Origin of the sequence: Bifidobacterium sp. UBA6881 (assembly GCA_002451435.1) — a bacterium.
Classification (GTDB): Bacteria; Actinomycetota; Actinomycetes; order Actinomycetales; family Bifidobacteriaceae; genus Bifidobacterium.
The window spans coordinates 17,824-35,642 of the sequence record DKCF01000076.1 but is presented as its reverse complement, the minus strand read 5'-3'; the positions used below and the strand labels follow the sequence as shown (position 1 = coordinate 35,642).

General features: G+C 60.9%; 17 protein-coding genes. 1 reads left to right on the top strand and 16 read right to left on the bottom strand.

What is annotated here, in order from left to right:
• The 10 genes from B3C64_RS05815 to aroC form a co-directional block, all read right to left on the bottom strand.
• Positions 1-528, bottom strand: a 528-nt coding sequence (locus B3C64_RS05815) for a metal-sulfur cluster assembly factor (protein ID WP_291534368.1), incomplete at its 3' end; no start/stop codon positions are given.
• Positions 529-643: 115 nt separating this feature from the next.
• Positions 644-1,195 (bottom strand): Fe-S cluster assembly sulfur transfer protein SufU, encoded by a 552-nt coding sequence (gene sufU, locus B3C64_RS05810; RefSeq protein ID WP_291534367.1) that lies wholly within the window; start codon positions 1,193-1,195, stop codon positions 644-646.
• Between the two features lie 5 nt (positions 1,196-1,200).
• A complete protein-coding gene (locus B3C64_RS05805) occupies positions 1,201-2,475 on the bottom strand; it encodes a cysteine desulfurase (RefSeq protein WP_291534365.1) in 1,275 nt (424 codons plus the stop codon).
• The gene (sufC, locus tag B3C64_RS05800; protein WP_291534363.1) at positions 2,472-3,251 is read right to left on the bottom strand and encodes a Fe-S cluster assembly ATPase SufC; all 780 of its coding nucleotides are present in this window, start codon (positions 3,249-3,251) and stop codon (positions 2,472-2,474) included. The genes B3C64_RS05805 and sufC overlap by 4 nt, the downstream gene beginning before the upstream one ends.
• A 16-nt stretch (positions 3,252-3,267) precedes the next feature.
• Positions 3,268-4,491: a Fe-S cluster assembly protein SufD gene (gene sufD / locus B3C64_RS05795; protein ID WP_291534361.1), complete on the bottom strand. Its 1,224-nt coding sequence runs from the start codon at positions 4,489-4,491 to the stop codon at positions 3,268-3,270.
• 5 nt (positions 4,492-4,496) lie between these two features.
• Positions 4,497-6,017, bottom strand: a complete 1,521-nt coding sequence (gene sufB, locus B3C64_RS05790; RefSeq protein WP_291534360.1) for a Fe-S cluster assembly protein SufB — start codon at positions 6,015-6,017, stop codon at positions 4,497-4,499.
• Between the two features lie 145 nt (positions 6,018-6,162).
• The gene (locus B3C64_RS05785; protein WP_291534359.1) at positions 6,163-7,824 is read right to left on the bottom strand and encodes a CTP synthase; all 1,662 of its coding nucleotides are present in this window, start codon (positions 7,822-7,824) and stop codon (positions 6,163-6,165) included.
• A 158-nt stretch (positions 7,825-7,982) separates the two neighbouring features.
• Positions 7,983-8,432, bottom strand: a complete 450-nt coding sequence (locus B3C64_RS05780; RefSeq protein WP_291534358.1) for a type II 3-dehydroquinate dehydratase — start codon at positions 8,430-8,432, stop codon at positions 7,983-7,985.
• Between the two features lie 61 nt (positions 8,433-8,493).
• Positions 8,494-10,113, bottom strand: a complete 1,620-nt coding sequence (locus tag B3C64_RS05775) for a bifunctional shikimate kinase/3-dehydroquinate synthase (protein ID WP_291534413.1) — start codon at positions 10,111-10,113, stop codon at positions 8,494-8,496.
• A gap of 14 nt (positions 10,114-10,127) precedes the next feature.
• Positions 10,128-11,321: a chorismate synthase gene (aroC, locus tag B3C64_RS05770; protein ID WP_291534356.1), complete on the bottom strand. Its 1,194-nt coding sequence runs from the start codon at positions 11,319-11,321 to the stop codon at positions 10,128-10,130.
• Between the two features lie 47 nt (positions 11,322-11,368).
• Here aroC and B3C64_RS05765 point away from each other — a divergent pair, with 47 nt between their 5' ends.
• A complete protein-coding gene (locus B3C64_RS05765) occupies positions 11,369-11,839 on the top strand; it encodes a peptidase A24 (RefSeq protein WP_291534354.1) in 471 nt (156 codons plus the stop codon).
• 1 nt (position 11,840) lies between these two features.
• Here B3C64_RS05765 and mltG read toward each other — a convergent pair whose 3' ends face one another.
• The 6 genes from mltG to B3C64_RS05735 all read right to left on the bottom strand — a co-directional run bounded on the left by mltG (position 11,841) and on the right by B3C64_RS05735 (position 17,654).
• Positions 11,841-13,025, bottom strand: a complete 1,185-nt coding sequence (gene mltG / locus B3C64_RS05760) for an endolytic transglycosylase MltG (protein WP_291534352.1) — start codon at positions 13,023-13,025, stop codon at positions 11,841-11,843.
• Positions 13,022-13,495 carry a Holliday junction resolvase RuvX gene (ruvX, locus tag B3C64_RS05755; protein WP_291534350.1) on the bottom strand — a complete coding sequence of 158 codons (474 nt, stop codon included), beginning with the start codon at positions 13,493-13,495 and terminating at the stop codon, positions 13,022-13,024. Before ruvX ends, mltG begins: the two co-directional genes overlap by 4 nt.
• A gap of 10 nt (positions 13,496-13,505) precedes the next feature.
• Positions 13,506-16,184: an alanine--tRNA ligase gene (gene alaS / locus B3C64_RS05750; RefSeq protein WP_291534348.1), complete on the bottom strand. Its 2,679-nt coding sequence runs from the start codon at positions 16,182-16,184 to the stop codon at positions 13,506-13,508.
• Between the two features lie 84 nt (positions 16,185-16,268).
• Positions 16,269-16,508 carry a hypothetical protein gene (locus B3C64_RS05745; protein WP_291534346.1) on the bottom strand — a complete coding sequence of 80 codons (240 nt, stop codon included), beginning with the start codon at positions 16,506-16,508 and terminating at the stop codon, positions 16,269-16,271.
• Entirely contained in the window at positions 16,508-16,894 is a 387-nt protein-coding gene (locus tag B3C64_RS05740; protein ID WP_291534344.1) for a DUF948 domain-containing protein, read from the bottom strand. Before B3C64_RS05740 ends, B3C64_RS05745 begins: the two co-directional genes overlap by 1 nt.
• 85 nt (positions 16,895-16,979) lie before the next feature.
• On the bottom strand, positions 16,980-17,654 hold the full coding sequence (locus tag B3C64_RS05735) for a histidine phosphatase family protein (RefSeq protein WP_291534343.1): 675 nt from the start codon (positions 17,652-17,654) through the stop codon (positions 16,980-16,982).
• Positions 17,655-17,819: the final 165 nt, after the last annotated feature.

Genomic DNA, 17,819 nt, shown 5'->3' with positions numbered 1-17,819 from the left:
AGTGATCTTGTCCATCGTCCAACGTGGCTGCCAGGTCCAGTCGATGCGGAATTCCTCGACCAAGCCCGCCAAAGTGCTGGCGCACTCGTCTTCGATAAGATCGGTCAACGGACATGCCGGCGTGGTCAACGTCATGGTGATGATCGCACGGCCGAGCTCGTCGATTTCAATGCCGTACACCAATCCCAAATCGATCACGTCGATGCCGAGCTCGGGATCGATGACCTGATGCAAGGCCTCCTTGACGTCTTCCGCCGTGGCGCGGCCGATATCATCGACCGCCTTCAGCGGAATGCCGTCCTCTTGCTCATCGGCGCAACCGCAGTTGTCCTCATCGTTGCCGCAACCGCAGGCATCATGCTGCGCATCGTCGTTCTGTTCGGTGTCCACCGGCTTGCCATCTTTGAATCCTTTGGCCAGATTGGGATTGAGCATGACGCGGCGAGCCGCGGACTCATCGTTGCCCAATGCTTTGGCCACGGAATCGAAAATCGAAGCCTGAGGCTCGGGTACCAAGGTATCGCTCATTATCGCTCCATATAACGTTTCGTTGTCATACTGTCGGTAGGTTATCGCGTCATGCGAGGTTTGTCACCGGTGTTTCGTCCATCGGGGAACGACGGTCGAAACACCAGTGGCGATTTCATGCCTTCGCGGCCAACGCCTTGGCCACGGAATCCTTCATGCCCTCCCATCCGAGCAACGCGCACTTGATGCGCATCGGATATTGGGAGACGCCTTGGAAAACGATGCCGTCCTCCAAGGACTCCTCGGCGGCCTCGTCATTCAGGCCCTTGCCGCGTGATTCCATCAGCTTGTGGAAGGTGCCGGCCAGTTTCATGGCCTCGTCAACGGTCTTTCCTTCCACAAGATCCACCATCACCGAGAGACTGGCCTGCGAGATGGAGCATCCGTGACCGTCCCACATCACATGTTCGATGGTGTGGGGCTCGCTGTCGGAAACCTCCACATGCACGGTCGCCTCATCGCCGCATGTCGGATTGAATTGGTGGGATTCGCCGGGCGTGCAATACTCATGGGTCGCGCGGACCGTTGCATCCACGTTCTTCAGCGCACCCTCTTGAGCCAGGTCGGCAGCGAAATGCTCCTTGCCGTGCGGGTGCTTCGCGGCCTCGAGGATGACCTCCTGATACATCTCCTCAAGGTCGCTGCCGGACATTCCGAAATCACTCATACCTATTACTCAACCTCAAAGAACGGACGGACCTTTTTCAACGCCTCGATAAGCGCCTGGGCGTCTTCGACGGAATTGTAGATGCCGCTCGACGCGCGGTTCGACGCGTACACGCCGAAGTGGCGGTGCACCGGCTGCGCGCAATGGTGGCCGACGCGAATGGCGATGCCCTGCGCGTCGATGAACTGGCCGACATCGTGCGGATGCACGCCTTCGACCTCGAACGCCACGGTACCGATGCGATTCACGTTGTCGCGCGGGCCAAGGATGCGGATGCCGTCGATGTCGCCCATCTTCAGCAGTTCCGCGGCGATGGTCTTCTCATGCGCCTCAAGATTCTCCATGCCGATGTTCATCAGCCATTCCGCGGCGACACCAGCGGCGACCACCTGGGCGACCGGCTGCGTGCCCGCTTCGAAACGTGCCGGAGGCTCCATGTACTGCGCCTCCTGGTCCATCCATGCGAGCTCGACCATGGAACCGCCGAAGTTCGCCGGGGGGAGCGCCTCAAGCATCTCACGCTTGCCGTACAGGAATCCGACGCCGGTCGGACCGTACATCTTGTGTGCGCTCCATGCGGCGAAGTCAACGTCCAATGCATGGAAATCGATTTTCAGATGCGGCACGGACTGGCAGGCATCGAGCACGAACACCGCGCCGACCTCATGGGCCCTGCGGATGATGGGCGCGATGTCGGTGATCGCGCCGGTGGTGTTGCCGACATGGGTAATCGCGACAATCTTCGTGCGCTCGGTGATCACCTCATCCGCGGTGTCCGAGCGAATGCGTCCCTCATCATCCAGATCGAACCATTTCAATGTGGCACCGGTGCGCATGGCGAGTTCCTGGAAAGGCAGCAGCACCGAATGGTGCTCGGCCTTGGAGACGACGATCTCGTCGCCCGGCTTCAGCGCGAAGCGCTTGGCTGCGGCACCGCCACGACCGAGTGAGGCGTTGCCGAACGCGGTGGCCAACAGGTTCAGTCCCGCCGTGGCGCCGCCGGTGACGACGATCTCCTCTTCGCCTTCTGCGGAGTTGGCTCCAACGAGCTTCGCCACCTTGGCACGGGCCTCCTCGAAGGCCATGGTGCTTCGTGCGGCAAGCTCATGGGCGCCACGGTGCACGCCGGCGTTGATCGTCCTGTAGAAATCGCTTTCCGCATCAATCACGCACTGCGGCTTCTGAGAGGTCGCCGCGGAATCGAGGTAGACCAGCGGATGACCGTGGATCTGCTGGTCGAGAATCGGGAACTGGCTTCGAATAGCAGCGAAATCTGTCATGCCAACGCGCTTTCTGAATCAGAGCCTTCCGGCAGGTATGCGTCGTAACCGGTCTCTTCGAGCTCATCCGCCAATTCCGGACCACCGGTCTTGACGAAATGGCCGTCCGCGAACACGTGCACGATGTCCGGTTTGATGTAGCGCAGGATGCGCGTGTAATGGGTGACCATGAGGATGCCGAACTGGCTGGCCTCCTTGGCCCTGTTCACACCTTCGGACACGATGCGCAGCGCATCGACGTCGAGACCGGAATCGGTTTCGTCGAGAATGGCGAACTTCGGCTTCAGAAGCTCCAGCTGCAGCACTTCGGCGCGCTTCTTCTCACCGCCGGAGAATCCCTCGTTCACGGAACGCGTGGCGAATTTCGGATCCATCTTGAGACGCTTCATGGCCTCGGACAGCTCCTTGGCCCATGTGCGGATGGCCGGAGCCTTCCCGTCCACTTCGGTTTTGGCGGTACGCAGGAAGTTGGTCATCGACACGCCCGGCACCTCGACCGGATACTGCATGGCGAGGAACAACCCCGCCTTCGCGCGCTCGTCCGGAGTCATCTTGAGGATGTCCCGTCCATCCAGCAGGGCCTCGCCGGAATCGACGACGTACTTCGGATGACCCGCCAACGTATAGGCCAAGGTGGACTTGCCCGATCCGTTGGGTCCCATGATCGCATGGGTCTCGCCGGAGTGCACCGTGAGGTTCACTCCCTTGAGAATCGGCTTGATGCCGTCTTTGGTCTCCACATGCACGTGGAGGTCTTTGATTTCAAGTGTTGACATGTTCCGCTCCTAAAGGTTATTTCTCTTCCAGTACCTGTGCCACCGCATCGCTTTCGCCGCGGGCCAGACGTTTGTCGATCGCATCCATGAGATGCTCGGAAATCGCCGGAATGCCGATCTCCTCGACAAGCTCGCCGAAGAAGCCGCGTACCACCAACTTCTGCGCCTCCGTCTCCGGAATGCCACGGGACTGCAGATAGAACAGCTCCTCATCATCAAAACGTCCGACCGAGGATGCATGGCCCGCACCGATGATGTCGCCGTTCTCGATTTCCAGATTCGGCTCGGAATCGGCGATGGCGCCTGGGGTGAGCACCAGATTGCGGTTGAGCTCATAGGAATCCGTGCCCGGCGCGGTGGGCTGGATCAACGCATTGCCCACCCATGTGGAATGCGCGCCCTTGCCTTCCAGCGCGCCCTTGTAGACCACGCGGCTCTTGCAGTCGGGATGGTTATGCACGACCATCGTACGGTGCTCGATGTGTTCCTCGGGATCCACGAAGTAGATGCCCAGCATGTTGAGGTCGCCCTGTTCCCCGCCAAAATCCTGGTCCATACGCAGACGAACCACTTCGCCTCCGAGCGTGATCACGGAATGGCGCAGCGACGCCCCCTCACCGACGTGGATGCGCTGGTTGCCGACATGCTTGGAATTCTTGCTCCACTCCTGGATGAAGGTGGTGGAGACGTGCGAATCCTTGCCGGTGGAGATTTCCACGCCCTCGGCGAAACGCGCGTCGCCATCGTGCTCCACCACCACATCGGCATGGGCGCGGTCCGCGGCGACGATCACCAGATGGAAAGCGTCCAGATCGGTGCCGACGCCATGGATCCTGACCAGTACGGGCTGGTCGATCTCACCATCGATGGAAAGGATTCCGGCACGTTGCGCGGAATTCCATTCCACGGCCGCGGCGCGGTCGGACGGCTTGGATACGATGCCGGTGTTCGCGTCGCCCGGACGCGCTTCGGCGTAGGCCACACCGGAAGCCAATGCGGAGCCGTCGATCATGGAAACCGTGATCCGGGTTTCGTTCGATGGCGTGAACGTGTCGAAAAACTCCTCGATGCGTTCCACGGGGGTATATCGCCAATCGTCCTGCTTGCGGTTCGGCTCGGCGAACGCCTCCACCTCGAATGAGCGCGGCGCGCGGTCCGCCGATGACGGCATGGCCGCCGGGTTCGCGTACGGATCGGACGGATCCGCGACGGGAATGTTGATTTCCTGAGTTTGTGCCATGGTGATCAGCCCACCGATCCTTCCATCTGCAGTTCCACCAGTCGGTTCAGTTCAAGCGCGTATTCCATCGGCAGCTCACGGCTGATCGGTTCGACGAAGCCGCGCACGATCATGCCCATCGCCTCCTCTTCGGAAAGCCCTCGGCTCATCAGATAGAAGAGCTGGTCCTCGGATACCTTGGAGACCGTCGCCTCATGCGCCATGGAGACGTCATCCTCGCGCACATCCACATGCGGATAGGTGTCTGAACGGCTGAATTCATCGACCAGCAGGGCGTCGCACACCGTCGAGTTCGAGGAGCCTTCGGCGCCCTTGACGATTTTGACCAGACCACGGTAGGCGGAGCGTCCGCCTCCGCGGGAAATCGATTTGGCGACGATGGTCGAGCTGGTGTGCGGAGCGAGATGGATCATCTTCGCGCCGGTGTCCTGGTATTGTCCCTTGCCTGCGAAACCGAGCGACATGGTGCTCGCCTTCGCATACGGTTCCGCGAGGATGCACGCCGGGTACTTCATGGTCGCCTTGGAACCGATGTTGCCGTCCACCCATTCCATGGTGCCGCCTTCGCGCACGTACGCACGCTGCGTCACCAGGTTGTACACGTTGTTCGACCAGTTCTGAACGGTGGTGTAGCGCACGCGCGCGTGCGGCTCGACGAAAATCTCCACGACGCCGGAATGCAGCGAGTCCGTGGAATAGATCGGCGCGGTGCAGCCTTCCACGTAATGCACGTAGGAGCCTTCATCGGCGATGATGAGCGTACGTTCGAACTGTCCCATGTTCGGGGTGTTGATGCGGAAGTACGCCTGCAGCGGGATGTCCACATGCACGCCCTTCGGCACATAGACGAAGGAGCCGCCCGACCATGCCGCGGTGTTCAGCGCCGAGAACTTGTTGTCGTTGCTCGGAATGCATTTGCCGAAGTACTTTTTGACCAGATCCGGGTACTTCTGCACCGCGGTGTCCGTATCCACGAAGATGACGCCCTGCTTCTTCAGGTCTTCTTGGATGGAATTGTAGATGACCTCGGATTCGTACTGCGCGGCGACGCCGGAGACCAACCTGCCCTTTTCTGCCTCGGGGATGCCGAGCTTGTCGTAGGTGGTGCGGATCTCGTCGGGCAGATCCTCCCATGTGGTCGCCTGCTTGTCGAGAGGCTTGACGTAGTACTTGAAATCATCGGCGTCGAAATCCTTCAGATCAACGCCCCATTGCGGCATCGGACGATTGATGAAGTCGCGATACCCCTCCAGACGCTTCTGCAGCATCCATTCCGGTTCGTGCTTGTCGGCCGAAATGGCGCGCACGACGTTTTCGTCAATGCCTTTCTTGGCCGCCTCACCGGCAAAATCCGTATCGTGCCACCCATAGCTGTAGTCGCCGAATTGCTGGATGATCTCATCATCCTGCTTGATCTTGTCTTCGTTCACACGCGTGCGATCAGCCACATACTGGCTCATCTCAACGTCAGCCGCGGCGTTGGGCGCTTGGTTCTCTGCCACCGTACGCTGCCTCCATTCACTCATTGGTACCTATGACAACCTAACAGACTGCGTCAAGAAACACCAGACCACACTCAAAATTCGACGGCCGATCCGGTGTGACGTTCGCTACATAGCAAAGGCGGGAAGCCCATACGCTTCCCGCCTTTACGCTTTACGCGATATCGTCTCAGCGTGCCTGCTGATGATCGAGCGCGGCCTTGACCAATCCCGCGAACAGCGGGTGCGGCTTGGTCGGACGGGACTTGAACTCAGGATGCGCCTGGGTGGCCACGAAGAACGGGTGCACCTCGCGCGGCAGCTCGACGAACTCGGTGAGCTCTCCATCCGGGCTTTGGCCGGAGATGCGCAGTCCGCCCTCACGCAGACGGTCCTTGTATGCCACGTTCACCTCATAACGGTGACGATGGCGCTCGGTGACATGCGTGGTGCCGTACAGCTCGGCGACGATGGAGCCTTCCTCCAGTTCCGCCGGGTACGAACCGAGTCGCATGGTGTGGCCCATGTCACCCTTGCCAGCAACGATGTCCTTCTGCTCCTCCATGGTGGCGATGACCGGGTTGGCGCAGTTCGGGTCGAATTCGGAGGAATTCGCGTCCTCGATGCCCAGCACGTCGCGTGCGTATTCGATGACCATGGACTGCAGGCCGAGGCACAGACCCAACGCCGGGAGCTTGTTCTCGCGGGCGTAGCGCAACGCGCCGATCTTGCCGTCGATGCCTCGGATGCCGAAACCACCGGGAATCACGATGCCGTCGACCTGATCGAGGGCCGCCGCTGCGCCTTCCTCGGTGGCGCACTTGTCGGCCGCCACCCACTTGACGTTGACCTTGGCCCAGTTGGCGAAACCGCCGGCCTTGATGGCTTCGGTGACGGAGAGGTACGCGTCGGGCAGATCGATGTACTTGCCGACGATCGCCACATTGACCTCATGCTTCGGATGATGCACGCGCTCCAGCAGGTCCTCCCATTCGTCCCAGTCGACGTCATGGAACGGCAGGCCGAGCTCACGGACCACGTAGGCGTCCAGCCCCTCGTTGAAGAGGATCTTCGGCACGTCGTAGATGCTCGGGGCATCCACGCAGTTGACGACGCCTTCGGAGTCGACGTCGCACATCAGGGAGATCTTGTCCTTGATGGCCTGGTTAAGCGGACGGTCGGAGCGCAGCACCAGTGCGTCCGGGGAGATGCCCAGCTGGCGCAGCATCATGACGGAGTGCTGGGTCGGCTTGGTCTTGAGCTCATGGGCGGCCGCGATGTACGGCACCAGGGAGACATGCACGAACATGCAGTTCTCGGCGCCGAGGTCGCGACGCACCTCGCGCGCGGCCTCGAGGAACGGCTGGGATTCGATGTCGCCGACCGTGCCGCCGATTTCGGTGATGATCACATCGACGTCATCGGACGCCTGGGCGCGCATACGGGCCTTGATCTCGTTGGTGATGTGCGGAATGACCTGCACGCACTGGCCAAGATATTCGCCGGCGCGTTCCTTGCGCAGCACCTCCTGGTAGATCTGTCCGGTGGTGACGTTGGCCTTCTGGCTCAGGTAGACGTCCAGGAAGCGCTCGTAGTGGCCGATGTCGAGATCGGTTTCGGCGCCGTCCTCGGTGACGTAGACCTCACCGTGCTGGAACGGGTTCATCGTGCCCGGATCCACGTTGATGTACGGATCGAGCTTCTGCTGCAAAACCTTGATGCCGCGGCTACGAAGCAAGCGGCCGAGGGAAGAGGCTGTCAGGCCTTTGCCGAGGGAGGAAACGACGCCGCCGGTGACGAAAATATGCTTGGTGACGTGTTCTTGAGAATTGCCATGTTGTCTTCTAACCATGGAACTTCAGTCTATCAGTGGCATAAGACGCGGCGTGTTTCCTCGAGACGGCCGGAAGACAGGCGCGGGGACGTCAAATATCTGACGTCCCCGCGCACGATCGTGATGCCACCGGCGTCCGCCGCAGGGGTCGGCCATCCGATGACCTGGCGGATGCCCTAATGCTTTTCGACCAGATGCGCCACGGCGTCCAACGCCAATTTGTACCCGTAGAAGCCCATGCCGGTGATGGTTCCCGTGGCGACCGGGGAGATGACCGAGCGTTTGCGGAATTCATCGCGCGCCGATGGATTGGAGATATGCACCTCCATCAGCGGCAATCCCTCGTCGATGACCATATGGGCAGCGTCGGCAAGGCCATAGGAATAATGGGTGAACGCCGCCGGATTCATGACGACCGGCGTCTTCTCATCGGCCGCCTGATGCATCCAATGAATCATCTCCGCCTCGTCATCGCTTTGGCGCACCTCGACGTCCAGTCCGAGATCCGCGCCCCATTGCGTGCACAACGCGCGCAATGTCGCAAGATCCTGCTTGCCGTAGACATCGGGCTGACGCACACCAAGGCGCCCGAGGTTCGGCCCGTTGACAACCACTACTTTGGTCATGGTATGACTCCCCCTGATAATTTCCGATTGCCGGAATTTCCGATTGCTGACCGCTGCTTCGCTATTTCCTGATGCGCCGGAACGCCTCTTCGACCGCGTCCGCCGGCGGATCCTCCAAATGGATGGGATGGCCGACGCCGTCAAGCACCACGAAGCGGAGCTTGTTGCCCCGAGCCTTCTTGTCCCGGTGCATCAGGGCGAGCACCTCGTCCCATGTGCCGTTGCTCCATGAGGTGGGCAGTCCCAAGGAGCCCAGAAGCGAGCGGTGGTAGTCCACGAGGTCCTGGTCGATGTATCCGAGCAGGTGCGCGAGCTCAGCGGCATACACGCATCCGACGGCCACGGCATTGCCATGACGCCAGCGGAAATGCTCCAGCTTCTCAATGGCATGGGCGAGCGTGTGCCCGTAATTGAGGAACTCACGCAGGCCGGCTTCCTTGAGATCGGCGGACACATGGTAGGCCTTGACCCTCACAGTGCGCTCGATGAGCTCCGCGACCACGTCCCTCACGTCGGAGTTCAGGAACGTGGAACCATCGAAACCGCGCAATTCGTCGGCATGCGTCTCCAGAATGCGCAGAATCTCCGGATCCTTGATGAAACCGGATTTCGCGACCTCACCCAATCCTTCGATGAAAATATCGTTCGGCAACGAAGACAACGTCTTCATGTCGGCGAGCACGCCGGCGGGCGTGTAGAACGAGCCGACGAGGTTCTTGCCCTGAGGAGTATTGATTCCCGTTTTGCCGCCTGTGGAGGCGTCGACCATGGCCAGCAGCGACGTCGGGCAATTCACATAGCGGATGCCACGCATCCACGTGGCCGCCACGAAACCGGCCAGGTCGGTCGCCGCGCCGCCGCCTAGTCCGACGATGGCATCGGAGCGGGTGAAGCCCTCTTCGCCCAGGCGCTGCCAGATGCCATTGGCGACCTCGATGGTCTTGCCAGCTTCGGCATCGGGGATCACGATGTCGTGCACATCGTAACCGCCTTGGCGCAGCAAGGTGCGGGCATGATCGGAATGCCGCTGCACCGGCTGGGTGTGGATGAGCGCGACCTTGGCGGGCCTGTCCCCCAGCACTTGGGCCAACTGGTTCATCACGCCCTCGCCGATGCATACGTCATACGGCTCGATGCCGGAGCCTGTGACATGCACGATTCGTTGATTGATCATTTCCATCAGCTTTCTTGCCGCCGCCTGCGGCGTCTGACCATGGGTGCGCACATGTACGTTCGCAACCTGCTTGAACACGGGATCGCGCTCCCGATACAGCTTTTTCCAACGCGCGTCGGCGTCGCCGTCCAGCATGGGTCGACCGCCGCCACGGTTGGCGCGTTCCATGGCCTCACGCGGGTCGGCCATGAGATAAACGACCTTGCCGCCATCCTCGATATACTCCGAAAGCCCCTGCTGGATGGAAGGCGTCATCGGCGCGCCTCCGCCGAGGGAGAAGATGCCGTCGAAATCCTCCAGCATATCAAGCACGACATCGCTTTCCAGCTTGCGGAACTCGGCCTCGCCATACCTGCTGAAGAACTCGGGAATCCTCATTCCCGCGTCATGTTCGATTTCATTGTCGGCATCGGCGAATGGCAGCCGCATCATCTGCGCGACCTCTTTGCCGACGCGCGTTTTGCCGGCTCCCATCATACCGATGATCACCGCGACCGGTCTGCGCATCCTGCTCATGGCAATCACCTCATGTGCTCGGGCCAGGAGGCCACGTAGCTTTCGGCGTTCCGCTTGGTTTCAGCGATATTGTCACCGCCGAATTTCTCCAGCGCGTACCGCGCGATGGTGAGTCTGACCATGGCTTCCGCGACGACAGCCGCCGCCGGCACGGCGGTGCTGTCGGAACGCTGGTTGATGGCCTGGGCGGCTTCGCCGGTAGTCACGTCAACGGTACGCAACGCCTTGGGAATGGACGGAATCGGCTTCATCGCGGCGCGCACCACAATCGGCTGGCCGTTCGACATGCCGCCTTCGATGCCACCGGCACGGTTGCTGAGCCTTTCGATATGGCCGTCACTACCCATCACCATCTCGTCGTGAGCCTGGGAGCCGGGACGCATCGCCTCGAGGAAGCCATCGCCGATCTCCACGCCCTTGATGGCCTGGATGCCCATCACCGCACCGGCCAAGGCCGCATCGAGACGACGATCGGATTCCACATAGGTTCCGATTCCGGCGGGCACGCCGTACACGACGACCTCGATCACGCCGCCCAATGTGTCGGCGTCCTTTTTCGCCTCGTCGATGCGCGCGATCATCTGTGTCTCGGCGGTTTTGTCGAGCGTGCGGACCGGCGAGGCATCCAACGCCTCAAGATCATCGGGCTTCGGCAACATGGCCTTCTGCGGATCGGTCACGCCGGCGCCTCCGATGGAAAGCACATGGGAAACGGTGCGGATGCCGAACGCCTGTTCCAGGAAACGCGCGGCCACTTCGCCCAGCGCCACACGGGAAGCGGTCTCGCGCGCGCTTGAGCGTTCCAGCACCGGACGCGCGTCGTCGAAACCGTATTTGCGCATGCCTGTCAGATCGGCATGGCCGGGACGGGGACGTGACAACGGCGCGTTGCGTCCCTCGCGTGGGATGTCGTGGTCAAGCGGATCCGCGCTCATCACTTCCGTCCACTTCGGCCATTCGGTGTTGGCGATCTCGATGGCCACAGGGGATCCGATGGTCCGGCCGAAACGCACGCCGGTGAGCATGCGGACCTTGTCCTGTTCGAACTTCATGCGGGCGCCACGGCCGTATCCGAGCCGGCGGCGGGCCAACGCCCCGACGATGTCCTCCGTGGACACCTGGACGCCCGCGGGCAACCCCTCGATCATGGCGACCAGCGCCTCGCCGTGCGATTCCCCTGCTGTCTGCCAGCGCAACATGCCAACTCCTTTTCTGCCAAATGCAACTAGTGGACTATCTTAACGGTATGTGGTACATGATCTGTCTGCCGAGTCTGCTTTGTGGACTGCTCGTCAGTGCTGAGGACGTTCGTTCCAGACGCGTTCCCCGCGTGTGGATAGGCGTCGGCTGCCTGTTGCAGATCCTGGCGAATCTCATATACGCGTTGTCGGCCAATTCCCTGTTTCTGGTATTGCAATCATTGCTGTTCGCCTTCTTGGCGGCCGCATTGCAGTGCGGCCTCGCCTTGGCCAAGCCGGGGAATCTGGGATTCGGCGATGTCACCGCCACATTGCTTGTCGGTCTTGCCGTCGGCATGTTCGGCCTACGGGCGATGGTCGGCTGGTGGATCGCGATGTCGTTGATCGGCTTCGTCTGGATCAAGGCATGGCTGCGTTTCGATCCGCAACGCGATACCCGTTTCGCCGGCAGAACGCCGTTCGCCCCGGCCATTGTGGCGGCCGGGGCGATCAGCGTCGTCATCTGCGCGTTCTGTTGAATCAGTTCGCGTCTTTGTTGTTGTTCTTGTATTCGTCGCGGATCTTCCAGAATTCGGCTTCGGTTTCGACGAATTTCGTCTCCCCCGTCTGCAAATTGGTGGTGACGAAATACATCCACTTGCCTTCCGGTGGATTCATGGACGCGAGAATCGCATTGTCCCCTGGATTGCTGATCGGGGTCGGCGGCAATCCCTTATGGATTCTGGTGTTGTACTCGTTGCCGGAATCGTTCAGCTGCGCATCCGTGAGCTGGCTGGCCGAGATGCCCAGACCGTAGGCGACGGTGGTGTCCATGCCCAGAGGCATGCCGTCGGCGATGCGGTTGAGGATCACCCTTGCCACCTGACCATAGTATTGCTCGTTGCCCACTTCGGATTCCGCAATCGAGGCGATGTTCAGAATGCGTTCGCGCTCGTCCCCTGTGGGGACGCCCAAGGAATCGAGCTTGGCGATGCGCGCGTCGACCATCTTCTTGAGGATCTCCTTCGCGGACTTGCCCTGCACATCGTAGCTTCCCGGTTCCAACCATCCTTCGAACTTGCCGCCGGCCTCGGACGGGAGGATTCCGTCGCCTCCGCCGTCGATGATGGTTTTGAATTCGGAAACGTCAAGTTTGGCAGCCTTGGCCGCGGCCTCGATCACGTCCGAGACCCGTTCGCCGGCTTTGACTTCGGCGAAGCCTCCGGCCTTGCTCGGGTCGGAGAGTATTTTGACGACGTCGGCGGATTTCATATGCGTGCGCAACTGGTACGAGCCGGGATACAACGTGGCGTCGGCCGCACTGACCGCGCTGGCGAAGGTGCCGGCCGATTTGACGATGCGCGCCTTGACGAGATTGTTCGCGATTTGGTCGACTCCCTGGCCGGATTCGATGGTGAAGGTCTTCTTTTTCCCTTCAGGACCGGTGAAATCGATGACCTGGGATTGGTTGTCGTTCTCGTTCATGGCGCGCAGCTGCTTCAGTCCACGGAAACAGAAGACGCCACCGACCGCTATCAGGGCGACCGCCACAACCGATGCGATGATGATGATACCATGGCGGCGCTGCTTCGCCTTGCGGCGGCGGCGCATGTCGCGACGGGATTTCGGCGGCTGCGGCGGCTCGGAAGGATCAGGAGCCGGAGCGCCCGAGGAGTCGACCCACTTCGCGTTGTCCGAGAAAAAATCGTTAAGATCGTCGGTCACAGGCTTCTCTTCTCTTCCTTTCTGGCTTGGTCGAGCGCAGTCTGCAGAATCACCACCGCCGATTGCTGATCGACCATCGGACGGTGGCCTCGTCCATTGATTCTCGCGTCAAAAAGCTGATGGTGCGCGGTCACCGTCGTCAGACGTTCGTCAATCAATTCGACGGTCGGCGCGCATGCCAATTCGAATGTCTCATCCTCCACCGCGGCATGCAGCCTCTTTTCGAGATTGCGTGCCCAACGGCGGGCCTTCTTCGCGCTTTTGCCTTCTTCTCCGCTGAGCAGCAGCGGCAATCCGACGACCACATGGTCCACCGATTCATCTTCGATGACGTCAAGGACCTCATCCAATGCGCGAAAGGAATCCCCGTAGACCTGAACGTTTCCTGCGGGGTGGGCGAAGGTGAGCTCAGGGTCGGACAACGCAAGTCCGACCCTGGCATCACCTAAATCGATTCCAAGCCAAACCATGCTTGGAGGTTCAGCCCTTCAGGGCCTGTCCGGCCAACGCCTTCAGGGCTTCGTCGATCTTGGAGGCGTCGACGCCGCCGCCCTGGGCGAAGTCGGGCTTGCCGCCGCCACCGCCGCCGAGCATCTTGGAGGCGCCACGGGCCAGATCCCCGGCCTTGATGCCCTGCTTGCGGGCGGCCTCGTTGGTCGCGACGGCGACCATGGCCTTGCCATCCTCGTTCACGCCGGCGAGTGCGACCACCGCCGGAGACTCGTCGCCGAGCTGTCCGCGCACATCGAGCACGGTCTTGCGCAACGCGTCGAAGGAGCCGAAATGCTCGACGTTCTTCACGGCGACCTTGACCGGTGCCTGGGAAGCCTTGGCCTCCGACACCAAAGCCGGCACCGCGGCCGCCAACTGGGATTCGTACATGGCGGCCAGACGGCGATCGGATTCCTTGAGCTTGGCCAGCAACGTGTTCACGCGGTCGGCGAGCTCATCCGGACGTGCGTTCACCATGTCGGAAAGCTGGGAGACAAGTGCGTGCTCGCGCGCGTTGAACTCGTATGCGCTCTGTCCCACCACGGCATCGACGCGTCGCACACCGGAGCCGATGGAGGCCTCCGACATGATGTTAATCGCACCGATCTTGCCGACGTGGTCGATGTGGGTGCCGCCGCACAGTTCGCGGCTCCAGCCGTCCTCACCGATGGAGACCACACGTACGATGTCGCCGTATTTCTCACCGAACAGGTGCATCGCGCCAAGGGCGATGGCATCGTCGAACTTCATTTCCTGCGTGGTGACCGCAAGGTTCTCGCGCAGTTTCTCGTTGACGCGGGCTTCGACTGCGTTCATGGCGTTCTTGCTCGGAGCGCTGGACCACTGGAAGTCGAAACGCAGACGGTTCGGCGCGTCCTCGGAGCCACGCTGGGTGGCCTGCGGGCCGAGTTCCTCGCGCAGCGCCTTGTGCACCATGTGGGTCGCGGTGTGCGAACGGGCGATGGCGCCACGACGCGCAAGATCGATGTTGGCGTTGACTTCGGCGCCCACGACCAGCGTACCTTCGGTCAAACGGCACTGGTGGACGATGAGATCCTTAATCGGCTTCTGCACGTCATCGACCTCGAGCACGGCACCGTCGTCGGACAGGATCTCGCCCTGATCGGCGAGCTGTCCGCCTGCCTGCGCGTAGAACGGCGTGCGGTCGAGGATGACCTCGATATTCGCCGGACCGGTGACCGCGGGCACGGAGCCCTTGCCTTCCTGCATGATGCCCAGAACTTTGGCGCGGGCGGACATGTCGGTGTATCCGAGGAAGTCGATCGGCTTGGCGAGCGTCTTCTTGAAGTCGTCGTAGACCGACAGATCCACATTGTGGCGCTTCTTCAGAGCGTCCGCGCGCGCACGGCTCTTCTGTTCGGCCATCAGCTCGCGGAACTTGGCCTCGTCGACCTTCACTCCCTGGTCGGCGGCCATCTCAAGCGTGATCTCGATGGGGAAGCCATAGGTGTCGTGCAGTTTGAACGCGTCCTCGCCGGAGACCAGGCCGGAACCGGCCTTCTTCGCCTTGGCGACCGCGACGTCGAAGATCTCAGTGCCGGATTCCAGCGTGCGGCGGAAGGCGTCCTCTTCGCCGTACGCGGCTTCGGACACGTCATGGAACGTGTCGTTGAGCTCCGGATAGCTCGCCTCCATGGCGTTCTTGGAGGTGGGCAACAGGGTCGGCATGACCGGTTCGGTCACGCCGAGCTCGCGCATGGCCTTCACGGTGCGGCGCAACAGGCGGCGCAACACATAGCCGCGTCCATTGTTGGACGGGCGTACGCCGTCCGACATGATCATCAGCGCGGAACGCACGTGGTCGGCCACGATGCGGAAACGCACATCCATGGCCTCGTCGTCGCCATAGGTGCGACCGGAAAGCTTCTGGGCCGCCTCGATGACCGGGAAGACCTCGTCGGTCTCGTAGATGTTCTGCTTGCCCTGCATCAGATACGCGAGACGTTCCAGACCGGCGCCGGTATCGATGTTCTTGTTCTCAAGCTCACCGACGATGTGCAGGTCCGTCTTGGACTTGACGTTGTCGACCTCGTAGTTCTCGAACACGAGGTCCCAGATCTCGATATAACGGTTCTCGTCGGCGATGGGTCCGCCCTCGACGCCGAATTCGGGACCACGGTCAACGTAGATTTCGGAGCACGGGCCACCGGGACCGGGGCCACCGGTCGTCCAGAAGTTGTCTTCCATGCCCATGATCTGGATGTGCTCAGGGTCGACGCCCTCGTTCTTCCACATCGAACGGGCCTGTTCGTCATCGGTGTACGTGGTCATCCACAGTTTCTCCGGATCGAAACCGTAGCCGCCCTTGTCCTGCGGGGTGGTCAGCAGCTCGTATGCGAAATGGATGGCCTCTTCCTTGAAATAGTCACCGAAGGAGAAGTTGCCCAGCATCTGGAAGAAGGTGCCGTGACGGGTGGTCTTGCCGACCTCGTCGATGTCGAGGGTGCGCACGCACTTCTGGTTGGATGCCATGCGGTGCCTCGGCGGCGTCTGCTCGCCCATGAGGTACGGAATGAACGGAACCATGCCCGCGATGGTGAACAGCGTGGTGGGGTTCGGCGAAATCAGGGATGCGGAAGGCACGATCAGATGACCGTGTTTTTCGAAATAATCCAGATAGCGCTTCGCGATTTCAGAAGTGCGCATGTGAGATTGAACTCCTTTATTGTTGAAAGGCCCGATGCCTTCCAAACGTTATTGATATTGTTGCCGGAACGGTTCCATGAACCGTCAGTTACCGATCTTGTTCGCGTATTTGGCGTTGAGCTCGGCCTCACGGGCCTGGCGCACGGTGTTGAATTCGTGGAACAATCCTTCAAGCGTGCGCATGGTCACATGATCCTGATCGGGGCCGAGCAGGAATTGACGGGCCTTGTCCGGAGTGTTGGCCTTGACGTAGGCCTGGGCCTTGGTGACCGCCATCACGCCGATGCCAACGCCTATCGACACCCAGAGAAAACGCTTGAACATCAGTTCTCCTTGCCGTGTGAGGCGCCGCCGTCCCGCTTGTTCAGGAACGATTGCGCGGTGGACTTCAAGGCATATGCGGCAGAGGCCACTTTGATGACCGGCTTGCCCAGGAACGCTCCGTACAGATCGGTCAACGCGCCGACGTTGTTGGCCGTGGTGGAGGCCGCAGCGGAAATCTTGTTGACGTCCTCCAACGATTTGTTGACCTGCTGGACGGTGGTCACGCCCTCGTCAAGCGCGGGAATCGCATGGTCGCCGGTGTCCTTGACCGTCTGGGCGATCTGGTCGAACAGTTTGCCCAGACGAATCAATGGGTAGATCATGAATCCGGCGAGAATCGCAAAGGCGATCGCCGCGATCAGACCGGCGATTTCTCCAACACCCATCTTGTACCTCTTTTCCGTCCCGCGGTTTCCCGCGAACACAATACCCGCCTAACAGTAGTAAAAAGCCCCGACTGACCACGTTTCGTCATTGGTTGTACGAAATGACCGTCACCGCATCGTCGATCGGTTTGGCGGTGTCGAAATCCAGGCATGTCACCGAACCGTTGGCGGGACGCTCGCTCAGGTCGTATCCTTCCGGGGCGAAACGATGCATCAGGCTCAGCAATGTGTTGCCATGAGAGATCTGGAGCACATCATCACCGTCATGCAGGTCCGTGTTGGCGGCGATCAACGCGAATCCCTCTTCCACACGGTTCCAGTATTCGGCGTCGGATTCCGCGTCATGGAAGGGATCGGCCTCTTTGAGGAAATCGCGCGTCGCGCCAAGTCCGTACTTCGCGACGATGTCATTGTAGTTCTTCGCGCCGTGGGGTCCGCCGGCCGCGGTCCATGCGACGCCCATGTCCTGGCCTTCGAAATAGCCATAGAACTGTTCGCGGAAATGCATATCGCTGATGAGCCGTGGGCGAGCATGCCCTGCCTGTTCGTTCATGTCGAGGATCCGCATGGCGGTCGTCTGGGCGCGCGTGGTATCGGAGCAATAGGCCGCGGCGAAATCACAATCCTTCAATTTGCCGGCTGCTTTGTCGGCGTCCGCGATTCCGGATTCGGTCAACGGGGAATTCGACCATCCCTGAAGCCTGTTGTAGCGGTTGAAGAAGGTCTGCCCGTGCCGGACGAGATGTAAATGAAGCAACATGGTTCCATGGTACCCGTGGCGTCCGCCAAATAGCAAAGAGCCCCGCGGCCGCAACGGCTGCGAGGCTCTTTGCTGTATGTCCTTATACCGTATGTATTTACAGTATGTAGATCCAGATCAGCGGGCGTAGAATTCGACCACGTACTGGATGTTCACCTGCACCGG